Origin of the sequence: Haemophilus parainfluenzae ATCC 33392 (genome assembly GCF_031191205.1) — a bacterium.
Lineage (GTDB): Bacteria > Pseudomonadota > Gammaproteobacteria > Enterobacterales > Pasteurellaceae > Haemophilus_D > Haemophilus_D parainfluenzae.
Genome location: NZ_CP133470.1, coordinates 1,967,713 through 1,990,000, shown reverse-complemented (window position 1 = coordinate 1,990,000; position 22,288 = coordinate 1,967,713). Strand labels below are relative to the sequence as shown.

Sequence of the window (22,288 nt, the reverse complement as noted above, 5' to 3'; positions counted from 1 at the left end):
CTGGAAGGTTAATTGATGGTGTAATCGAAAGAGAAGCTCCTGATCGAAGCCCCAGTAAACGGCGGCCGTAACTATAACGGTCCTAAGGTAGCGAAATTCCTTGTCGGGTAAGTTCCGACCTGCACGAATGGCATAATGATGGCCAGGCTGTCTCCACCCGAGACTCAGTGAAATTGAAATCGCCGTGAAGATGCGGTGTACCCGCGGCTAGACGGAAAGACCCCGTGAACCTTTACTATAGCTTGACACTGAACATTGAATTTTGATGTGTAGGATAGGTGGGAGACTTAGAAGTAGTCACGCCAGTGATTATGGAGTCGTCCTTGAAATACCACCCTTTAACGTTTGATGTTCTAACGAAGATTACGAAACGTGGTCTCGGACAGTGTCTGGTGGGTAGTTTGACTGGGGCGGTCTCCTCCCAAAGAGTAACGGAGGAGCACGAAGGTTTGCTAATGACGGTCGGACATCGTCAGGTTAGTGCAATGGTATAAGCAAGCTTAACTGCGAGACAGACAAGTCGAGCAGGTACGAAAGTAGGTCATAGTGATCCGGTGGTTCTGAATGGAAGGGCCATCGCTCAACGGATAAAAGGTACTCCGGGGATAACAGGCTGATACCGCCCAAGAGTTCATATCGACGGCGGTGTTTGGCACCTCGATGTCGGCTCATCACATCCTGGGGCTGAAGTAGGTCCCAAGGGTATGGCTGTTCGCCATTTAAAGTGGTACGCGAGCTGGGTTTAGAACGTCGTGAGACAGTTCGGTCCCTATCTGCCGTGGGCGTTGGAGAATTGGTTGGGGCTGCTCCTAGTACGAGAGGACCGGAGTGGACGCACCACTGGTGTTCCGGTTGTGTCGCCAGACGCATTGCCGGGTAGCTAAGTGCGGAAGAGATAAGTGCTGAAAGCATCTAAGCACGAAACTTGCCAAGAGATGAGTTCTCCCTGTCTTTAAGACAGTAAGGGTTGTTTAAGACTAAGACGTAGATAGGTCTGGTGTGTAAGCGGTGCGAGCCGTTGAGCTAACAGATACTAATTGCCCGAGAGGCTTAACTATACAACGCTCAAGGGTTTTTGAGGTTGTAAGACTAAAATAAAAAGATTCAGAGATGAAGAAGAAAGTTTTGAAGTGAATCAGCTTGTTTGGTTGTGAGCACTAGAGATAGTGAGAGCAGAGTAGAGAAAAGTTATTAAAGGAATAATCCTGGCGGCGATAGAGCGGTGGTCCCACCTGACCCCATACCGAACTCAGAAGTGAAACGCCGATGCGCCGATGGTAGTGTGGGGCATCCCCATGTGAGAGTAGGACACCGCCAGGTAGTGAATGTGAACCCCGAGCTGAATGGCTTGGGGTTTTGTTTTATATAAAATATTAGAATTCATACATAAATGAGTCTAATAATGATAAAATCTTCGCCTATTTCTAGATAGCAATAATTATGAAAAAACAGATAAGTAAGATCTTTTCCAGTGATGGCGAATTGAGTAAGAATATCAAAGGATTTAAGCCACGAGCAGAACAGCTCGAAATGGCTCAATCAGTAGGATATGCTATCCAAAATAAGCGACCGCTTGTTGTAGAAGCTGGAACAGGTACTGGAAAGACTTTTGCTTATTTAGCACCGGCACTCATTGCTGGAAAGAAAACAATCATTTCAACTGGATCTAAAAATCTACAAGATCAGCTTTTTTCAAGAGATCTTCCAGCCATAAAAAAAGCCTTAAATTATTCTGGAAAAATTGCATTATTAAAAGGTCGATCCAATTACTTATGTTTGGAACGGCTTGATCAAGTTATTGCTCAAGGTGTGCTTGGGGACAAATCTGTTTTAGCCGATTTAAGTAAAGTAAGAAAATGGAATAATGCAACGAAAACAGGTGATTTGACAGAATGTATTGAATTAGCTGAAGATAGCCCAATTTTGCCTCAATTGACGAGCACGGCAGAAAGTTGTTTGGGAACGGATTGTCCTAACTACGCTGAATGCTATGTTGCACAAGCTCGTAAAAAAGCACTAAACGCAGATCTTGTAGTAGTAAATCATCATCTTTTCTTTGCTGATATGGCGGTAAAAGAAAGTGGCTTTGGTGAGCTTATTCCTAATGCAGAAGTTATTATTTTTGATGAAGCACATCAACTTCCCGATATAGCTAGCCAGTATTTTGGTCAATCATTAACCTCTCGCCAGCTATTTGATTTATGTAAAGATATCAATATTGTTTATCGAACAGAATTGAAAGATATGCCACAGCTTGGCACAACGGCAGATACATTGCTTAAAGTTATTCAAGATTTCCGTCTTCTTCTAGGTGAGGGAAATCAGCGAGGAAATTGGCGTGAGCTATTTAAACAAAGTGCGGTCAAAAAATCGGTTGAATTATTGCAAGAAAAAATAGAGTTTCTTTCTGAAGTGATCAAGATTGCATTAGGTCGCTCTCAGACTTTGGATAGTATTTTTGAACGCACTGAAAGTATCAAGAATCAATTAACGCGTCTTTGTGATACGGCCATTGTTGGTTATTGTTATTGGTACGAAAGTATGGGGCGACAATTTGGTTTACATATTACGCCACTTACTGTCGCAGATAAATTTGGCGAACAGTTAAATAATAAAGAAGCAGCTTGGATTTTTACTTCAGCCACTCTTGAAGTTGGCGGCACTTTCAATCATTTCTGTCAGCGACTTGGTATTGAGCAAGCAGAACAAAAAATTCTTCACAGTCCTTTTGATTATCCTAATCAATCGCTACTTTGCGTGCCACGTTATTTACCAGCAACGAATCAAAATAATACGTTACAATCTCTTGGTGAAATGTTGTTGCCTATCATTGAAGCGAATAAAGGTCGATGCTTTGTGCTTTGTACTTCTTATTTAATGATGAGGGGCTTGGCAGAGTATTTTAGAGAAAATAGTGAGCTTTCTATCTTATTGCAAGGTGAAATGCCTAAAGCAAAATTACTCGAACAGTTTATTCAGGAAACTCATAGCGTACTAGTTGCTACTTCTAGCTTTTGGGAAGGTGTGGATGTCCGTGGTGATGCCCTTTCCTTAGTCATTATTGATAAATTGCCTTTTACCGCACCAGATGAACCTTTACTAAAAGCACGTATTGAAGACTGCCGATTACAAGGTGGCGATCCATTTAATGATATACAGATCCCTGAAGCGGTTATTACGCTGAAACAAGGCGTAGGACGCCTAATTCGAGATGTGACTGATCGTGGTGCGGTAATTATTTGTGATAATCGTCTTGTTATGCGAAATTACGGCGAAACCTTTCTAAAAAGTTTACCTAATTCAACCCGTACCCGAGATCTCAACAAAGTGGTACAATTCTTACAAAATGAGAAAATGGATTAATAATGAAAAATATCACCTTATTAGCACTTGATACTTCAACAGAAGCCTGTTCTGTTGCACTTTGGCATAAAGGCGAAAAAACATATTTAGATGAATTAGCGCAACGTACACACACAAAACGTATTCTTCCAATGATTGATGAGTTACTTGCCAATTCAGGTATCAATTTGAAGCAAGTAGATGCGTTAGCATTTGGACGCGGCCCTGGTAGTTTTACTGGTGTTCGTGTTGGTGCAGGGATTGCTCAAGGGCTTGCATTTGGTGCTGATTTACCTGTTATTGCGGTATCAAATTTAACAGCAATGGCTCAGGCTGCATTTGAATTACATCAAGCTGAAAATGTGGCAGCTGCCATTGATGCAAGAATGAATGAAGTTTATTTTTCTCAAATAAAACGAGAAAAAGTGCGGTCAGAATTGAGTGAGTTTTTCCAATGGAATCCTGTTATTGAAGAACAAGTTTGCCAACCAGAAAAAGTACTTGAGCAATTTTCAGATTTAACCGCCTATCGAGTCGGAACAGGTTGGGCTGCGTATCCTCAATTTAAAGACAGTGGTTTAGAAGGGAGTGATATTATTTTACCTTCTGCACAATATATGCTTGAGCTTGCTTTAACAGATTATGCTCAGAATAAAATCATATCCGCCTTAGAAATTGAACCTGTTTATTTGCGTAATGAAGTAACTTGGAAAAAATTACCTGGGCGTGAATAATTTTCAAAAAGGAGTTGAAGATGAATAAAAAAACGATCTTAGTTTTGACCGCACTTTCGGCCACATTAGTGGGATGTGTCAATGCACCGAAAGGGCTGGAAAAAGAGCAGTTTACTTTAAAATCATTATCTTCAATTCAACAGAGTGATTATAGCTGTCAGTGCAAATCAATACGCTTGGGTGGAAAAGTATTAACCGCACAAGCCTTGCCGAATAAAACTAAAATTGAAGTATTAAGCTATCCCGTTTATTCAACCTCAGCAAAACCGATGATTGATGAACAACCTAATGGACGTTTTATCACTTATCTTGATGGTTTTGTGGAGCCAGAAAGCTTAAAAGATCAATTTATTACAATTGGCGGTACTTTGCTGAAAACAGAACAAGGCAAGGTCGATCAAGCCAACTATATTTATCCGGTTATTAAAACCAATCATTATCGTGTCTGGAAGCTCTCTCAAAGCTATTATTATCCAGATGATATGTGGGATGATTGGGGCTTTTTCGGTAGACGACCGTATTATTGGTATGGCGAGCCTGAAATTCGCTATTATCTCTATTAACTACATGATAAAATTAAGAAAATTTTCCAAAGAATAAGGATAAAAAATGGAAAAAGTTTGGTTTCAAAATTATCCAGAAGGTTCACCGACCACGCTGGATACCTCAAAGTATGATTCGATTCTCGATATTTTAGATAAAGCAATTCGTGAGCACCCAGACCGTCCAGCCTATATCAATATGGGGCAGGTTCTAACATTTCGTAAATTAGAAGAGCGCAGTCGCGCATTCGCAGCTTATTTACAAAATGAATTGAAATTAGAGCGTGGCGAGCGTGTTGCACTTATGATGCCGAATTTATTGCAGTATCCTATTGCACTTTTTGGCATTTTACGTGCGGGCTTAGTTGTCGTAAACGTCAATCCACTTTATACCCCACGTGAATTAGAACATCAGTTACAAGACAGCGGTGCAACAGCAATTGTTGTTGTTTCAAACTTTGCTTCAACCTTAGAAAAAATCGTGTTTAACACTAAAGTCAAACACGTGATTTTGACAAGAATGGGCGATCAGCTTTCTTTTGGTAAGCGTAATTTGGTTAATTTTGTCGTGAAATATGTCAAAAAGTTAGTGCCAAAATATAAATTACCGAATGCCGTCACTTTTCGAGAGGTATTGAGTATAGGCAAATTCCGTCAATATGTTCGTCCGCAAATTGATCGAGAAGATTTAGCTTTCTTACAATATACAGGTGGTACAACTGGAGTTGCCAAAGGCGCAATGCTGACACACGGCAGTATTATTACCAATATTTTCCAAGCGAAGTGGATTGCAGAGCCATTTATTGGCGATCATGCTAAACAACGTGTTGCCGTACTAGCTTTACCGCTTTATCATGTTTTTGCCTTAACGGTAAACTGTTTACTTTTCTTAGAGCTTGGCGTTACCGCACTCTTAATTACGAATCCACGTGATATTGATGGCTTTGTGAAAGAACTCAAAAAATACCGTTTTGAAGCGATTACAGGAGTAAATACCCTGTTTAATGCGTTGCTTAATAATGAAAATTTCAAAGAAGTGGATTTTTCACGATTAAAGCTTTCTGTTGGCGGCGGTATGGCGATCCAACAATCGGTCGCAACGCGTTGGCATGATTTAACCGGTTGTAACATCATTGAAGGCTATGGCATGACAGAATGTTCACCGCTAATTGCAGCTTGTCCGATTAATGTAGTGAAACACAATGGTACAATTGGTGTACCAGTGCCAAATACCGATATTAAAATTATCAAAGACGATGGCTCGGAAGCACAACTTGGTGAAGCCGGAGAGCTTTGGGTTAAAGGTGAACAAGTCATGCGTGGTTATTGGCAACGTCCTGAAGCGACAGCTGAAGTACTTAAAGATGGCTGGATGGCAACGGGCGATATTGTCATTATGGATGAAAGCTATAGCCTCCGAATTGTTGACCGCAAAAAAGACATGATCTTGGTTTCTGGCTTTAACGTTTATCCAAATGAAATCGAAGATGTGGTGATGCTAAATTATAAAGTAGCTGAAGTAGTCGCTATTGGTGTGCCACATGAAGTGTCGGGAGAAACTATCAAAATCTTCGTTGTGAAGAAAGATGATAGCCTCACGCGTGATGAATTACGCCAACATTGTCGACAACATCTCACTGGTTATAAAGTTCCGAAAGACATTGAGTTTCGTGATGAATTGCCGAAAAGTAATGTAGGCAAAATTTTAAGACGCGTACTGCGTGATGAAGAAATAGCAAAACGCGCGCAACATTAATTAAATCAGGGATATGTACTCATATCCCTGTTTAGTCTGTACCTCTATTTGAAAATACATCCTATTACAATGATAAAAGAATGCCAAAATCAACCGCACTTTACGTTAATTCAAAATAATGAAGAACTGGCTCAGGTTTGTCAGTTAGCTCGTCAGCAAAGTGCGGTCGCTTTAGATACCGAATTTATGCGGATATCAACCTATTATCCTAAATTAGGATTAATTCAACTTTATGATGGTGAACGTGTTTCATTGATCGATCCTTTATCCATCACTGATTTTTCACCTTTTGTGGAATTATTACGCGATCAGCAGGTAACAAAAATCTTGCATGCATGTAATGAAGATTTATTGGTTTTCTTGCAAGAGTTTGATGCGCTTCCTCAACTTATGATGGATACACAAATCATGGCGCGTTTTTTAGGTTTTGCTAATTCAGCGGGCCTAGCCAAATTGGTGTTACATTATTTAGGCATTGAAATGGATAAAGGGGCAACACGTACAAACTGGCTAAAACGTCCACTTTCCCCCGTACAGCTACAATATGCCGCAGGGGATGTATGGTATCTCTTGCCGGTCTATCAAAAGATGCAAATAGAATTAGCGCAATCACCTTGGCTTCAAGCGGTAATTGATGATTGCCAGCTTGCGATTTCGAAAACCAGTAAATTAGACGATCGCGATCCAAATAAAGCTTATTTGGATATTCCGAATGTTTGGAAATTGAATCCGCTCGAATTAGCGCGTTTACAGCTATTAGCTAAGTGGCGACAAGAAACGGCAATGGCTCGAAACTTAGCCCTTTCTTATGTGGTGAAATCGGATAACCTTTGGAAAGTGGCAAAAAATAATCCTCGTAATACATCAGAAATGTTAGCGCTTGGATTATCTGAAAATGAAGTTCGTGTGCGTGGTAAAAAAATGCTTCAATTGTTAGCACAAAGCCGCCGAATTTCCCCTTATGATTATCCTAAACGTTTAGTGCGTATTGTGGATGATCCTCGTTATAAAAAGGCAATTCGATTATTACAAGAAAAAGCTTATGAACTGACCCCAAAAGGATTAACCCTTGATATTCTGGCGAGTAAACGAAATTTAGAAGATCTCATCAAATGGGTTTGGCTAAAAAATGAAGATATGACAAAACTGCCTGATTTACTTTTAGGGTGGAGAAGAGAAATTGGCTTAAAGCTGGTTGAATACTTAAAATCTGTAGAATAGACATTAAAAACAAGTCTAAAAATAACCGCACTTTTAATCATCAAAAGTGCGGTTATTTTCTTTAGTGTTTTACAACGATGGCTTTAATTAAGCTTGGGTTGCTTGGATTGCGGTTAATGCGATGGTGTAGATGATATCATCCACTAATGCACCTCGAGATAAGTCATTAACTGGTTTACGCATACCTTGAAGCATTGGGCCTACAGCGACTAAATCAGCAGAACGTTGAACCGCTTTATAGCCGATGTTACCCGCGTTGATATCAGGGAATACAAATACGTTTGCTTGACCTGCTACTTTAGAGTTTGGTGCTTTAGACGCTGCTACATCTTTCATTACAGCTGCATCGTATTGTAATGGACCGTCGATTAATAAATCAGGACGTTTTTCTTGTGCAATACGGGTAGCTTCTTTCACTTTCTCTACAGATTGACCAGAACCAGAAGTACCGGTTGAGTAAGAAAGCATTGCCACTTTCGGATTTAAACCAAATGCTTTTGCAGATTCAGCAGATTGGATTGCGATTTCAGCCAGTTGTTCAGCGGTTGGTTCTGGGTTTACAGCACAGTCACCATACACTAATACTTGGTCTGGTAATAACATGAAGAATACAGACGAGATAATTGAGCTACCTGGTGCGGTTTTAATGATTTGCATCGGTGGACGAATGGTATTTGCAGTGGTGTGAACGGCACCAGAGACTAAACCATCTACTTCGCCTGCTTCTAACATCATCGTACCTAATACAACGGTGTCTTCTAATTGTGCGTGAGCTTGTTCTTCAGTTAAGCCTTTAGATTTACGTAATTCAACTAAACGAGCAACGTAGTTTTCACGTACGTCAGTTGGATTGATGATCGTTACGTCAGCACCTAAAGTCACGCCTTGTTCAGCCGCAACTTTTTTCACTGATTCAGGATCCGCTAATAATACCGATTTTGCGATACCACGTTCAGCACAGATTGCTGCCGCTTTAACAGTACGAGGTTCATCACCTTCTGGTAATACGATGGTTTTACCTGCTTTGCGTGCTAAATCAGTTAATTTAAAACGGAATGCTGCTGGAGAAATACGAGCTTCACGAGCAAGTGGTGCAGCGATTGCCGCAGCTAATGCTTGTGCATCTAAAGCCTTAATTTTGCCTGCTTGTGCACCAAATACACCTAAGATGTCAGTGTTATTCACACCGCCAAACTCTGAAGCAACGGCTTCTACTAATGTGCCTTCTTCATTGTTTGCCACTAAGATAATTTGTGCATCTAAGGTTTGCGCAATCGCGAAGTTTAAGCTATTTGCAAAAGGCGCTTGAGCTGAAGGTTGAACACCTTTAACAATCACTAGATTTGCATTTAATGCTTGGAAATCAGCCACGATTTTTTCTAACAACACGTCTTTTTGATTATTTGCGATTAATGCTTGAGCTACTTTTACATCTTCTACTGCATTGAATACGACAGCGCTTGTTGTTTTAGCTGCGTCTAGTGCTGCTACTAAATTTGCTTCTGCGCTAGTTGGAATAAGAATAACTGCTTTAGTCATTTTGATATACCTTTTAATGAATGAAAAAACCTGCTGATTTCTCAGCAGGTTTGAAGGAAGTTGATTAGCCCGCTAAACGTGCTGTATCTTGTGCAATTACTAATTCTTCGTTAGTTGGAAGAACGATTGCTTTGAATGCAGAGTCATCAGCAGTGATCACGCCTGATTTACCAAAGCGAGCAGCAAGGTTGCGTTCTTGGTCTAATTTGATGCCGAATAATTTTAAGTGGCCTAAGGCTAATTCACGAACGTGAGCAGAGTTTTCACCGATACCACCCGTAAATGCGATTGCATCTAAGTGATCATCACCTAGAACAGCCATGTATGCACCAATGTATTTTGCTAAACGGTAGCTGTAAACATCTAATGCACGTTTTGCTTCTGGTTTAGATGCATCGTCGTAGTTATCTTCTGCATAACGACAGTCGCTTGTTACTTCAGTTAAACCTAAAAGACCTGATTTTTTTACTAAAGTCTCTTCGATTTGATCCATTGACATACCTAAGTTTTTGTATAGATAGAAAACGATCGCAGGGTCGATGTCACCACAACGTGTACCCATGACTAAACCTTCTAACGGGGTTAAACCCATAGATGTGTCGATACATTTACCGTTACGAACCACAGAAACAGAACCACCGTTACCTAAGTGACAGATAATTGCGTTTACTTGGTCTGCTGGTTTGCCTACGTATTCAGCGACTTCACGAGAAACGAAGTAGTGGCTGGTACCGTGTGCACCGTATCGACGTACGCCGTGTTCTTTGTAAAGTGAGTATGGAAGTGCATATAAGTATGCTTCTTCTGGCATGGTTTGGTGGAATGCTGTATCAAATACGACAACGTTCTTATCTTTTAAGTGTGGGAATGTTTTGAATGCTTCACGGATACCGATTAAGTGAGCAGGGTTGTGAAGTGGTGCAAATTGTGCAGCATCTTCAATACCTTTAATCACTTCATCTGTTACGACAACAGATTGAGTATATTTCTCACCACCGTGAACGATACGGTGACCAATCGAGGTGATAGAGTTTTTAAGCTCATCAGTCATAATGTTTGACGCAATGAAGTTAAGCGCTTCAGTATGCGCTGCACCAGCACCTAAATCTGCGCTACCTTTTTCACCGTTAAGTTTCCATTTTATACGAGCTTCAGGAAGGTAAAATGCTTCTGCTAAGCCTGATAATTTTTCTTCACCTGTTGCAGGATCAAGGATTGCAAATTTTAATGAAGAACTACCACAGTTAAGGATGAGAACAAGTTTTGACATAGGAACCCTATTTTTGATTGAGGTTAATAAAAATCCATTCAAAAGAACGGAGTATAAATCCTACATAGGATACACCTTTTATCGTATAAAATAAATTAACTGGAGGGCAAAAATACGATTTTTTATTAGAAAAGTTGAAAATTTCAACAGTTTCTAGTTAGGGATGACAATTAAACCTAAACTAGAGTATTATAAGTGCGGTTATTTTCAAGGATGTTTTTATGTCATCATTTTTTTCAACCTTAAAACAAGGGCAAATTTATTTGCAAACGTGGCCATTAGAAGCGAAGCTCGGCATTATTTTTCCCGAAAATCGCATTATTAAAGCCACAAAATTTGCACAAAAATTTATGCCTTTTATGGCGGTATTCGCAGTGGTTTGGCAACAGCTTTATGCTAAGATGGATCTTACTGCATTGGCGATTGCTATTTTGACCGCACTTTGTGCGTTAGTGATGCCACTTCAAGGCTTATATTGGTTGGGAAAACGTGCAAAATCACCGTTAGAACCGCAAAGTTCTCAGTGGTTTTATGAGATTAGTGAACGTTTAAGAAAACAACATGAAAGTTCGCCAACCATGCAAGATAAACCGACATATCAGCACTTGGCAGAAGTACTACAAAAGGCACAGCAAAAATTAGACAAAGCATTTTGGCAGGAAATCTAGCCAAGGGCCAAAATTTAATTGACGCAAACGTTTTCCTTTTGTTGTTTTTTATGTAAAATACTGCGGTCGCAATGGCGACCCTTTTTAATTGAGAGACTATTTAATGATTGATTACATTATCATTGGCATCATCGCATTTTCGATTATCGTGAGTTTATTACGTGGGTTTGTGCGAGAGGTGATGTCCCTTGCAAGTTGGGTCGTTGCATTTATTGTCGCTAGCCAATTTTATCCTTATCTCGCCACTTATCTTACTCAAATCGAATCTGACTACGTGCGTAATGGCACAGCAATCGGCATTTTATTTGTTTTAACCTTAATTGTAGGTGGCATTGTTAACTATGTGATTAGCCAATTAGTGGATAAAACAGGACTTACCGGAACAGATCGTGTTCTCGGTGCGGCATTTGGCTTAATTCGTGGTGCGTTAATCGTAGCTGCGATCTTATTCTTCTTGGATACCTTCACTAACTTTGAACAAACCGATTGGTGGAAAGAATCAAAATTAATTCCTCATTTCGGCTTCATTATTGAATGGTTCTTCCAACAACTACAAGCAAGTTCTAGTTTTTTAAACTCAACTTTTAAACAATAAGGTAGTCAATCAGTATGTGTGGAATTGTCGGTATCGTTAGCCAAAATCCGGTTAATGAATCCATTTATGCAGCATTAACGTTATTACAGCATCGAGGTCAAGATGCAGCGGGGATTGTCACAATCGATGATGAAAACCGCTTTCGTTTGCGTAAGGCTAATGGTCTTGTAAGCGATGTATTCAGACAAGAACATATGTTACGTTTGCAAGGTCATGCCGGCCTCGGACATGTACGTTATCCAACCGCCGGCAGTTCAAGCGTATCTGAAGCTCAACCTTTCTACGTTAACTCACCTTATGGTTTAACCCTCGTTCACAATGGCAACTTAACTAACTCAGCCGAATTAAAAGATAAATTATTTAAAGAAGCGCGTCGTCATATAAATACCAATTCGGATTCAGAATTACTTCTCAATATCCTTGCCAACCATTTGGATAGAGTGAATAAATATCATCTCGATCCGCAAGACATTTTTGATGCAATTCGTGCGACACACAAAGATATCTGTGGTGCTTATGCATGCTTAGCGATGATTATTGGTCATGGCATGGTGGCATTTCGCGATCCGTTTGGTATTCGTCCACTCGTGTTAGGTAAACGAGAAGAAAACGGCTCCGTAGAATATATGTTTGCCTCTGAAAGTGTGGCATTAGACGTCGCGGGTTTTGAATTAGTGCGTGATGTTGCACCGGGCGAAGCGATTTATGTGACCTTTGATGGCCAGCTTTATGCTGAGCAGTGCGCAGAAAGTGCGGTCTTAAATCCGTGTATTTTTGAGTATGTCTATTTTGCTCGTCCTGATTCAACAATAGACGGTGTGTCTGTCTATGCCGCACGAGTTCACATGGGCGAACATTTAGGTAAAAAAATTGCAAAAGAATGGGCTGCTGAAGCAGACAATATTGATGTGGTGATTCCTGTACCTGAAACTTCAACAGACATTGCGTTACAGATTGCGAAAATCTTAGGCAAACCGTATCGTCAAGGTTTTGTGAAAAATCGCTATGTTGGCCGTACATTTATCATGCCTGGTCAAGCACAACGTATCAGTTCAGTCCGTCGCAAGCTCAATACGATTAAAGCAGAATTTAAAGACAAAAATGTGTTATTAGTCGACGATTCTATTGTTCGTGGTACCACATCTGAACAAATTGTGAGTATGGCTAGAGCAGCAGGTGCGAAGAAAATTTACTTTGCATCTGCGGCACCAGAAATTCGTTATCCGAATGTATACGGTATTGATATGCCTACAAAACAAGAACTTATTGCCTATGGCCGCAATGTTGATGAAATTGCGAAATTGATTGGCGTAGATAAATTAGTTTTCCAAGATCTTGAGGCGTTGACTGAATCAGTACGCCAAGAAAATCCAGCTATTCAAGGCTTTGATTGTTCAGTCTTTACTGGTGAATATATTACGGGCGATATCACACCAGAATACCTTGATAGCATCGCTTCTCAACGTAGTGATTCGGCAAAGAAAAAACGTGAAAAAGATGCAAGCAACCTTGAAATCCATAATGAAGGTTAATCGCGTTTAAGATTGTCAAAAAGCACTAAATTCAATGAAGCGTTTAGTGCTTTTTCTTTTTGGTTAAATATAAAGAAAAATGACCGCACTTGATGTATTCAAAGTGCGGTCATTTTTTTATGCGTTTTAGTCTTTATAAAAATCGTTATAAAGTGTACTTTCAAATTGCACAAGTGGTGCTCGTTTTGTCTTACTTTCTAAATCACCAGTCGAATAACCATTGATAAATTGAACGAAAGCTACTTTTTCACCTCGTGCATTGGTCATAAAACCGGCAAGGTTATAGACACCTTTCAGTGAGCCAGTTTTAGCGATAACATTTTTCACCAGTGGTGGATTAATTAAGCTACCACGCCCACTGATTGTGCCGTCCACACCTGCAATTGGGAAAGTTTCCATTAAGTGTAATTTATCTTCGTTTTTAGCGATGTATTCCAAGACTGAAAGCATGGTTTTCGGTGCAACTAAATTATGACGAGAAAGACCCGAACCATCGGCTAAAATGCTGTTACCAAATTTAATGCCTTGTTTTTGTAATACGGATTTCACCGCTAATGTGCCTAATTGGAATGAAGCAGGGCGTTTATAATAGTTGTAGGCTACCGCTCTAAATAAGGCATCGGCAATTTGGTTATCCGATTTTTTCATCATTTTTTTCAATAGCTCAGGCAACGGTTTAGATAAATGCTGAGCGAGTTTTTGTCCTTGCTGTGGTTTTTGAGGTTGTTTTACCTGACCGGTAAATTCAATACCAAGACGTTTTAATTGACGTTGAATAATGGCAGCCGCGTAGGCATCTGGATCTTGCACGGCGAAGCTAAGCCCAAATGGTTTAGTTTGGCGTGCAATACAGCCTTTTACCTGATAGCGATTATTGTCATGGACAACGACGTCTAACTGGCAATAACCGGCTTCTTGCTGATCCACAATATAAACTTGCCCGAAAACTTGAATAGGGAATTGAGCAGGAACGTTAATTTTGACTGTTTCACCTACAGGTTGATTTGCATCTAGTTCGGCATAGAAACAGTTATTATCGATATTTGCTGCAGCTGGAGGGGAGTTAAAGCACATCGTAAGATCGTTCCAAATCCAACCTAACCCACGATCATGGCTAGCAAATACAGAGGTATCTAAAATAAGATCACCATTGATTTTCTGAATGCCTTGGTTTTTTAAATTAGCTAATAGGCTATAAAGTTGTCCGCTAGTTAGATCGGGATCGCCAGTAAATTGCACAATAAGATCGCCTTCTAAAACATTATTCTGAATTTTTCCGTTACTTAAAAGTGAGGTTTCAAACTGGAAGGCATCACCTAATACTAATTTAGCAGCAACGGCTGTGAACACTTTTTGTGTACTGGCAGGCAACATAAACGTTGAACCATTGTAATCCGCGATAATTTGATCTTTATTAAGGTTTTTGGCAATGATACTCGCAGAAGCACCTTCAGGTAGGTATTGGGTAATAGAAGCCACATTAACTTCAGCCATAGAGGAAAAAGAAAAGCCGAGTGTGATAAATGCCGCTTTAAGTGCAGTCGAAATAGAAGATTTTTTAGTCATTTTTAGTTCTGTTATGGTTGCTATTTTTCTCAAGACGAATAATAATAAGCTCCGAACTCAATAGAGTAAATCATTTTTTATTTTTCATTGACTGCGGCAAGGTTGCAAGACGTTGTCGTGGTTTTGTTTTTACCAAATTTCAAGGAAAAAGAATGAAACAAATTCCAATGACCGTGCGCGGTGCGGAGCTATTACGTCAAGAATTAGATTTCTTAAAGAATGAGCGTCGCCCTGAAATTATCAAGGCGATTGCAGAAGCACGTGAGCATGGTGACTTAAAAGAAAATGCAGAATATCACGCTGCGCGTGAACAACAAGGTTTTTGCGAAGGACGCATTCAAGAAATTGAAAGCAAACTTGCAAATTGTCAGGTTATCGATGTCACTAAATTACCAAATAACGGAAAAGTTATTTTTGGTGCGACAGTTGTATTAGTGAATACCGATACTGATGAAGAAGTCACTTACCAAATTGTGGGCGATGATGAGGCAGATATTAAATCAGGTTTGATTTCTGTGAATTCACCGATTGCTCGTGGCTTGGTAGGGAAAGAGTTGGATGATACCGTGAATATTACCACACCAGGTGGAGCGGTTGAGTTCGAGATTATTGAAGTAAATTACATCTAAAAAAACATCCCCTCAAATTGAGGGGATAACAATTATTTACGAGGCAGCTGGATTTTACCTTCCTCGCTTGGTCGATAAAGCACCAAAATATGTCCGATGGTTTGAACGTTAGATGATTTGGTTTCACGAACAATCGCATCAATGATTAATTGTTTGGTTTCGCGATCTGCGCCAGCAATTTTTACTTTGATTAATTCGTGATGATTTAATGCATTATCGATTTCGGCTAATACACCTTCGGTTAAGCCGTTACCGCCAAGCATAACGACAGGGCTAAGGTGATGAGCGAGTCCTTTTAAAAATTGTTTTTGTTTTGTTGATAATATTGTCATAAGGAATCCTTTAAATAGATGAATATGAGTCAAAAAAAGACCGAAAAGAGCGGTCAGAAAAAACGTGGTTTTTCAGCACTTTTTGGTAAGTCTAGTCTTGAATTTGGCAGATTGTACCCAAATATAGACGAAACTACTACAAAAAATAGTACAAAAGAAAGAGATTATGGGAAAGAAAAAACGTTCGGCGAGTTCTTCTCGTTGGCTAAACGAACATTTTAAAGATCCGTTTGTTCAGAAAGCACATAAACAAAAATTACGCTCACGTGCTTACTTTAAGTTAGATGAAATTCAACAAACGGATAAATTGTTTAAACCGGGAATGACTGTGGTGGATCTCGGTGCTGCACCAGGTGGTTGGTCACAGTATGTTGTGAGCCAAATTGGTGGAAAGGGCCGAGTGATTGCTTGTGATATTTTGGATATGAATTCAATTGTCGGCGTGGATTTCTTGCAAGGCGATTTTCGTGACGAAAATGTGCTGAATGCATTATTAGAACGAGTTGGTGAAGCAAAAGTTGATGTAGTAATGTCTGATATGGCGCCAAATTTTAGTGGTATGCCATCGGTTGATATTCCGCGAGCAATGTATTTAGTGGAACTGGCTTTAGATATGTGTAAGCAAGTTTTGGCAAAAAAAGGCAGTTTTGTGGTCAAAGTATTCCAGGGAGAAGGCTTCGATGAGTATTTGCGTGAAATTCGTTCACTGTTTAGTATTGTAAAAGTACGTAAACCAGAGGCCTCTCGTGGACGTTCGCGTGAAGTTTATATTGTAGCGAGTGGTTATAGAGGCGAATAATTGCTTTGATAGCTTTTCATTGTGTCACGGATGAGATAGTATCTCGTTTTATTTTAATTAACTTAAGAAAGGCAGGTTAAACCTTGAACGATATGGTCAAAAATCTAGTTCTATGGGTTGTGGTTGCAGTTGTAATGATGACGGCTTACCAAAGTTTTAACTCCAATGGCGTGAGTGACTCAACAGATTACACAACTTTTGTGTATGATGTGAGTAATAGTCAAGTGAAAGAAGCGCGTTTTGATGCGAATGAAATCACAGTGACCAAAAATGACGGTTCTAAATATATGACCGTTATGCCACCGTTGGAAGATAAAAAACTCTTAGATGACTTATTAAATAAAAAAGTCAAAATCGAAGGTACGCCTTTTGAAAAACGTAGTTTATTATCACAAATTTTGATTTCTTGGTTCCCGATGCTATTCCTTGTAGGGGTATGGATTTTCTTCATGCGCCAAATGCAAGGTGGTGGTGGCAAAGCCATGAGCTTTGGTAAAAGCCGCGCTAAAATGCTGAACCAAGACCAAATTAAAGTCACTTTTGCAGATGTCGCAGGTTGTGATGAAGCAAAAGAAGAAGTGGGTGAAGTGGTCGATTTCTTGCGTGAACCGAAAAAATTCCAAAACCTGGGTGGTAAAATTCCAAAAGGGATTTTGATGGTTGGCCCTCCAGGTACAGGTAAAACTTTATTAGCTAAGGCCATTGCGGGTGAAGCAAAAGTACCTTTCTTTACCATTTCAGGTTCTGACTTTGTGGAGATGTTTGTGGGCGTTGGTGCTTCTCGTGTACGTGATATGTTCGAGCAAGCGAAGAAAAATGCACCATGCTTAATCTTTATTGATGAAATCGATGCGGTAGGTCGCCAACGTGGCGCTGGTTTAGGTGGTGGGCACGATGAGCGTGAACAAACCCTTAACCAGATGTTAGTTGAAATGGATGGTTTCGGTGGTAATGAAGGCGTAATTGTTATTGCAGCAACTAACCGTCCAGATGTACTTGACCCTGCATTAACTCGTCCAGGCCGTTTTGACCGTCAAGTTGTTGTGGGTTTACCGGATGTGAAAGGCCGTGAGCAAATTTTAAAAGTACACATGCGTAAAGTGCCTGTTGCTGATGATGTTGATGCGATGACACTTGCTCGTGGTACACCAGGTTATTCAGGTGCGGATTTAGCGAACTTGGTTAATGAAGCTGCATTATTTGCTGCTCGTAGCAATAAACGCACTGTATCGATGCTTGAGTTTGAAAAAGCAAAAGATAAGATCAATATGGGACCAGAGCGTCGTACCATGATCATGACGGATAAACAAAAAGAATCGACAGCGTACCATGAAGCGGGTCACGCGATTGTGGGTTACTTAGTGCCAGAACATGATCCTGTACATAAAGTCACGATTATTCCTCGTGGCCGCGCATTAGGTGTGACTTTCTTCTTGCCTGAAGGTGATCAAATTAGTATCAGCCAAAAACAATTAGAAAGTAAACTTTCAACTCTTTATGCAGGACGTTTAGCAGAAGATTTGATTTACGGTGAAGAAAATATTTCTACCGGTGCATCTAACGATATTAAAGTGGCAACCAATATTGCACGTAATATGGTTACCCAATGGGGCTTCTCAGATAAACTAGGTCCGATTCTTTATACCGAAGATGAGGGGGAAGTGTTCCTAGGTCGCTCAATGGCGAAAGCAAAACATATGTCTGATGAAACAGCACATGCAATTGATGAAGAAGTTCGTGCGATTGTGAATCGTAACTATGCGAGAGCAAGACAGATTTTGATCGACAATATGGATATTCTTCACGCCATGAAAGATGCGTTAGTGAAATATGAAACTATTGAAGAAGAACAAATCAAACAACTAATGAATCGTGAACCTGTTACACCACCATCTGGTTGGGAAGATAACAAAGACACGAAACCAACAGCAAAACCGCAAGAACAGAAAACTGAAAGTGCGGTTAATCATTCAGAAGATTCTGAAGCATAAAATTAAAGCCTTCCTAATTGGGAAGGCTTTTTTATTTATTATTTCATTCTTTTCATTACTATATTCCGTTATAATCTAACCTTTCAAATTTGATTTAAAAATTGACCGCACTTTATGAAACTTTATGCTAATAACAAATGTCTAGATTTATCATTCCCTCAAATTATGGGGATTTTGAATTTCACACCTGATTCGTTTTCTGATAGCGGGCAGTTTTTCAGTCTAGACAAGGCATTATTTCAAGTTGAAAAGATGCTGAAAGAAGGTGCAACAATTATTGATATTGGAGGAGAGTCAACTCGCCCGATGGCGGAAGAAGTCTCTGAGTTTGAAGAATTGCAACGGGTGATACCTCTTGTTGAAGCCGTGCAAAAACGTTTTGATTGTTGGATTTCAGTGGATACCTCTAAAGCAATTGTTATGCAAGAAGCAGCTAAAGTTGGCATGGATTTAATCAATGATATTCGTGCACTACGTGAACCTGGCGCACTAGAAATAGCAGGACAGTTGAATTTACCCACTTGTATCATGCACATGCAGGGGCAGCCACGCACAATGCAAGCTAATCCACATTACAATGATGTGGTTCAAGATGTTTATCAATTTTTAAGCGATAGAACTCAAGCTTGTTTAGCAGTGGGCATTGCCAAAGAAAATATTATTTGGGATATGGGCTTTGGTTTTGGTAAAACAGTACAGCATAACTATAAACTTTTACAACAGTTGGCTCACTTCTGTGATAGTGGATATCCTGTTTTAGCAGGGCTTTCACGTAAATCGATGATTGGTGCTGTATTAGATAAGCCCGTGACTGAACGTGTTGTAGGAAGTGTAGCTGGGGCATTAATTGCTGCTCAAAATGGTGCGACAATTTTGCGTGTACATGATGTAGCTGCAACGGCAGATGCCTTGAAGGTATGGCAGGCAACGCAACAAGCGTAAAAAACTAACAGATTTTATATGTTGTAGAACTAATGATTTCTGCAACATCATTATTCAAATTTAATAAGGAATAAACATGGCAAATCGTAAATATTTTGGTACTGATGGTGTACGTGGAAAAGTAGGTACATATCCAATCACGCCAGATTTCGCATTGAAATTAGGTTGGGCTGCGGGTAAGGTTTTAGCCTCTCAAGGTTCTCGTACGGTGTTAATCGGGAAAGATACTCGCATTTCAGGTTATATGCTGGAATCTGCACTTGAAGCTGGTTTAGCTGCTGCTGGGTTATCGGCAGCTTTTACTGGTCCTATGCCAACACCAGCTATTGCTTATTTAACACGTACATTCCGCGCTGAGGCTGGGATTGTCATTTCTGCATCACATAACCCTTATTATGATAACGGAATTAAATTCTTCTCTTCACAAGGCACAAAATTACCAGATGATATTGAAGAAGCGATTGAAGCCATGCTTGATCAGCCAATGGATTGTGTGGAGTCTGCTGATTTAGGTAAAGCAAGCCGTATCAGTGATGCCGCAGGACGTTATATTGAATTTTGTAAAAGCACTTTCCCTGCACATCTTGGTTTAGATGGTTATAAAATTGTGGTGGATTGCGCAAATGGTGCGACCTATCATATTGCGCCAAATGTATTACGTGAATTAGGCGCGGAAGTGATTGAAATTGGTACTGATCCAAACGGAATCAATATCAATGAAAAATGTGGTGCAACCGATGTAAAAGCGTTACAGGAAAAAGTGCTTGAAACTAAAGCGGATGTCGGTCTTGCTTATGATGGTGATGGTGACCGTATTATGATGGTGGACCACTTAGGTAATAAAGTAGATGGTGACCAAATCCTTTTCATTATTGCTCGTGAAGCTTTACGTTCAGGTCAGCTAAAAGGTGGCGTAGTAGGCACATTAATGAGTAATATGAGCTTAGAGATTGCGTTAAAAATGTTAGGTGTACCTTTTTTGCGAGCTAACGTTGGCGACCGTTATGTGCTAGAAAAAATGGTAGAACATAACTGGACGTTAGGCGGAGAAAACTCTGGTCATATTATTATCGCGGATAAAAATACGACAGGTGATGGTATTATTGCCTCATTAGCTGTATTAAGTGCAATGGTTCAACATCGCTTATCATTAAATGAGCTTGCAAGTGCGGTGAAATTATTCCCTCAGGTCCTGATTAATGTTCGTTTTGCTGGTGGTGATAATCCATTAGAAAGTGAAGCGGTAAAAGCAGTAGCCGCTGATGTAGAAAAACGCTTAGAAGGCAAAGGCCGAATTTTACTGCGTAAGTCTGGTACAGAGCCACTGATTCGTGTTATGGTCGAATGTGAAGACGGTGCACTTGCAAAACAATGTGCAGAAGAAATTGCAGAAGCAGTGAAAGCAAATTAATTGAGTGGGGGCTTGCCCCCATTTTTGATCATAGAATTTATTTTTATTATTTAGGAAAGCCAATACATGAAAATTTTTATTATGCGTCATGGAGAAGCCGAAGTTATCGCTTCATCAGATGAGGCTCGGCATTTAAATGACTACGGTCGAAAACAGTCGATATTACAGGGACAATGGCTTAAAACTCATCTAAATTCAACCGCACTTTCAGTTCAAAAAGTAATTGTCAGCCCTTATGTACGAGCGCAAGAAACGTTTGAGCTTGTCAATTCAGCCTTAGGTAACACACTTAATAATGTAGAAATTTGGAATGGAATTACACCTTATGGTAATGCTACGCTGGTAGCTGATTATCTATCTGTCTTGCAAGAAGAAGGCATTGAAAGTGTTTTACTCGTTTCTCATTTACCTTTAGTGGGGAGTATTGTTTCAGAGCTTTACGGTAAGCGAAATCCAATTAGTTTTTATCCTTCAACGATTGTTCAAATTGACTGGAATGGTGAAAAAGGCAGCATTGAAGCCTTTCATTACCCAAAAGAAAATGAAGTTTTTGATTAAAAAAAGTACAAAAAATGAATTTTCAATCTTTACAAAAAATAAAAATTTTTCTGTGGAACTTTTATCTAACTTATTTAAAATCATTAAGTTATAAACGATTTTCAAAGAAAATCTCAAAAAATTATCTCTCTAGAAATGTAAATTTTTTTTGAAGGTATTTTCTTTTAAGTGTTTTTGCGTAGACTAAGTCGCACAAAGCAAATGGCTTTGGATTAGTTCTTAACCATAAAATGGAGAGTAACAATGAAAAAATCAGTATTAGCCGCATTAGTATTAGGTACATCTTTAGCGGTAACAGGTTGTTTCGATAAACAAGAAACCGCTCAAAAAGTTGACGCATCAAAAGATGCAGCAGCAAACGCAGCTGCACAAGTTAAAGATGCAGCAAAAGAAGCTGCTGCAGATGTTAAAAATGCAGTAATTAAAGCAAAAGATGCAGCAGCAGATAAAGCAGCTGAAATGAAAGATGCAGCTGCAGATAAAATGGAAGCAGCAAAAAAATCAGCATCTGAAGCAAAAGATGCTGTTGTAGATAAAGCTGTTGAAATGAAAGATGCTGCAGCAAATAAAATGGCTGATGCAAAAGAAGCAATGTCTTCTAAAATGGAAGCTGCAAAAAACTCAGCTTCAGAAACAAAAGATGCTGTAGTAGATAAAGTAGCTGAAATGAAAGATGCAGCAGCAGGTAAAATGGCTGAAGCAAAAGACGCAATGTCTTCTAAAATGGAAGCAGCAAAAAACTCAGCTTCTGAAGCAAAAGATGCGGCAGTAAATAAAGCAGCTGAAGTAAAAGAAGCGGTGACTAAATAATTAAACTTTCGTAAAATAAAAACCTATCAGAGATTATCTGGTAGGTTTTTT

General features: G+C 39.7%; 18 protein-coding genes, 2 rRNA genes and 2 pseudogenes (1 of these 22 cut by a window edge). 17 read left to right on the top strand and 5 right to left on the bottom strand.

What is annotated here, in order from left to right; all coding sequences use genetic code 11:
• The 7 genes from RDV53_RS09585 to rnd all read left to right on the top strand — a co-directional run.
• Positions 1-1,058 (top strand): 23S ribosomal RNA (locus RDV53_RS09585); it begins 1,840 nt to the left of the window's first position.
• A 146-nt stretch (positions 1,059-1,204) separates the two neighbouring features.
• Positions 1,205-1,320, top strand: a 5S ribosomal RNA gene (rrf, locus tag RDV53_RS09580).
• 120 nt (positions 1,321-1,440) lie between these two features.
• Positions 1,441-3,363 carry a DNA repair helicase YoaA gene (gene yoaA / locus RDV53_RS09575; protein WP_005696213.1) on the top strand — a complete coding sequence of 641 codons (1,923 nt, stop codon included), beginning with the start codon at positions 1,441-1,443 and terminating at the stop codon, positions 3,361-3,363.
• A 2-nt stretch (positions 3,364-3,365) separates the two neighbouring features.
• Positions 3,366-4,076, top strand: a complete 711-nt coding sequence (gene tsaB, locus RDV53_RS09570) for a tRNA (adenosine(37)-N6)-threonylcarbamoyltransferase complex dimerization subunit type 1 TsaB (protein WP_005696212.1) — start codon at positions 3,366-3,368, stop codon at positions 4,074-4,076.
• A 20-nt stretch (positions 4,077-4,096) separates the two neighbouring features.
• Positions 4,097-4,639, top strand: coding sequence for a Slp family lipoprotein (locus RDV53_RS09565; RefSeq protein ID WP_005696211.1), 543 nt, complete (start codon positions 4,097-4,099; stop codon positions 4,637-4,639).
• A 46-nt stretch (positions 4,640-4,685) separates the two neighbouring features.
• Complete coding sequence (gene fadD, locus RDV53_RS09560; protein ID WP_005696209.1) at positions 4,686-6,374, top strand: long-chain-fatty-acid--CoA ligase FadD; 1,689 nt, start codon at positions 4,686-4,688, stop codon at positions 6,372-6,374.
• A 69-nt stretch (positions 6,375-6,443) separates the two neighbouring features.
• Positions 6,444-7,595 (top strand): ribonuclease D, encoded by a 1,152-nt coding sequence (gene rnd / locus RDV53_RS09555; protein ID WP_005696207.1) that lies wholly within the window; start codon positions 6,444-6,446, stop codon positions 7,593-7,595.
• A gap of 87 nt (positions 7,596-7,682) precedes the next feature.
• Here the strand turns inward: rnd and pta are convergent.
• The 3 genes and pseudogenes from pta to RDV53_RS09545 form a co-directional block, all read right to left on the bottom strand.
• Positions 7,683-8,735: pseudogene (gene pta, locus RDV53_RS09550) on the bottom strand (phosphate acetyltransferase); the annotation flags it as partial.
• A 75-nt stretch (positions 8,736-8,810) separates the two neighbouring features.
• Positions 8,811-9,134, bottom strand: a pseudogene (locus tag RDV53_RS10250) (AAA family ATPase); the annotation flags it as partial.
• Positions 9,135-9,198: 64 nt separating this feature from the next.
• Complete coding sequence (locus tag RDV53_RS09545) at positions 9,199-10,404, bottom strand: acetate kinase (protein WP_005696205.1); 1,206 nt, start codon at positions 10,402-10,404, stop codon at positions 9,199-9,201.
• Positions 10,405-10,625: 221 nt separating this feature from the next.
• Here RDV53_RS09545 and yfbV point away from each other — a divergent pair, with 221 nt between their 5' ends.
• The 3 genes from yfbV to purF all read left to right on the top strand — a co-directional run bounded on the left by yfbV (position 10,626) and on the right by purF (position 13,199).
• Complete coding sequence (gene yfbV, locus RDV53_RS09540; RefSeq protein WP_005696204.1) at positions 10,626-11,072, top strand: terminus macrodomain insulation protein YfbV; 447 nt, start codon at positions 10,626-10,628, stop codon at positions 11,070-11,072.
• A gap of 103 nt (positions 11,073-11,175) precedes the next feature.
• The gene (locus RDV53_RS09535; protein ID WP_005696203.1) at positions 11,176-11,667 is read left to right on the top strand and encodes a CvpA family protein; all 492 of its coding nucleotides are present in this window, start codon (positions 11,176-11,178) and stop codon (positions 11,665-11,667) included.
• 14 nt (positions 11,668-11,681) lie between these two features.
• Complete coding sequence (gene purF / locus RDV53_RS09530) at positions 11,682-13,199, top strand: amidophosphoribosyltransferase (protein WP_005696201.1); 1,518 nt, start codon at positions 11,682-11,684, stop codon at positions 13,197-13,199.
• 126 nt (positions 13,200-13,325) lie between these two features.
• Here purF and dacB read toward each other — a convergent pair whose 3' ends face one another.
• The gene (dacB, locus tag RDV53_RS09525) at positions 13,326-14,765 is read right to left on the bottom strand and encodes a serine-type D-Ala-D-Ala carboxypeptidase (RefSeq protein ID WP_005696200.1); all 1,440 of its coding nucleotides are present in this window, start codon (positions 14,763-14,765) and stop codon (positions 13,326-13,328) included.
• A 152-nt stretch (positions 14,766-14,917) separates the two neighbouring features.
• Here dacB and greA point away from each other — a divergent pair, with 152 nt between their 5' ends.
• Positions 14,918-15,394: a transcription elongation factor GreA gene (gene greA / locus RDV53_RS09520; protein ID WP_005696199.1), complete on the top strand. Its 477-nt coding sequence runs from the start codon at positions 14,918-14,920 to the stop codon at positions 15,392-15,394.
• Between the two features lie 32 nt (positions 15,395-15,426).
• Here the strand turns inward: greA and yhbY are convergent, their stop codons facing one another.
• The gene (yhbY, locus tag RDV53_RS09515) at positions 15,427-15,726 is read right to left on the bottom strand and encodes a ribosome assembly RNA-binding protein YhbY (protein WP_005696198.1); all 300 of its coding nucleotides are present in this window, start codon (positions 15,724-15,726) and stop codon (positions 15,427-15,429) included.
• Between the two features lie 166 nt (positions 15,727-15,892).
• On the opposite strand from yhbY, the gene rlmE reads away from it, so the two are divergent.
• The 6 genes from rlmE to RDV53_RS09485 all read left to right on the top strand — a co-directional run bounded on the left by rlmE (position 15,893) and on the right by RDV53_RS09485 (position 22,237).
• Positions 15,893-16,525, top strand: a complete 633-nt coding sequence (rlmE, locus tag RDV53_RS09510; protein WP_005696196.1) for a 23S rRNA (uridine(2552)-2'-O)-methyltransferase RlmE — start codon at positions 15,893-15,895, stop codon at positions 16,523-16,525.
• A gap of 92 nt (positions 16,526-16,617) precedes the next feature.
• Complete coding sequence (gene ftsH, locus RDV53_RS09505; RefSeq protein ID WP_032822426.1) at positions 16,618-18,516, top strand: ATP-dependent zinc metalloprotease FtsH; 1,899 nt, start codon at positions 16,618-16,620, stop codon at positions 18,514-18,516.
• 114 nt (positions 18,517-18,630) lie between these two features.
• Positions 18,631-19,458, top strand: a complete 828-nt coding sequence (gene folP / locus RDV53_RS09500) for a dihydropteroate synthase (protein ID WP_005696194.1) — start codon at positions 18,631-18,633, stop codon at positions 19,456-19,458.
• Between the two features lie 76 nt (positions 19,459-19,534).
• Positions 19,535-20,869 carry a phosphoglucosamine mutase gene (gene glmM / locus RDV53_RS09495; protein ID WP_005696193.1) on the top strand — a complete coding sequence of 445 codons (1,335 nt, stop codon included), beginning with the start codon at positions 19,535-19,537 and terminating at the stop codon, positions 20,867-20,869.
• 66 nt (positions 20,870-20,935) lie between these two features.
• Complete coding sequence (sixA, locus tag RDV53_RS09490; RefSeq protein ID WP_005696192.1) at positions 20,936-21,427, top strand: phosphohistidine phosphatase SixA; 492 nt, start codon at positions 20,936-20,938, stop codon at positions 21,425-21,427.
• 243 nt (positions 21,428-21,670) lie between these two features.
• A complete protein-coding gene (locus RDV53_RS09485) occupies positions 21,671-22,237 on the top strand; it encodes a histone (RefSeq protein WP_005696191.1) in 567 nt (188 codons plus the stop codon).
• Positions 22,238-22,288 lie beyond the last annotated feature (51 nt).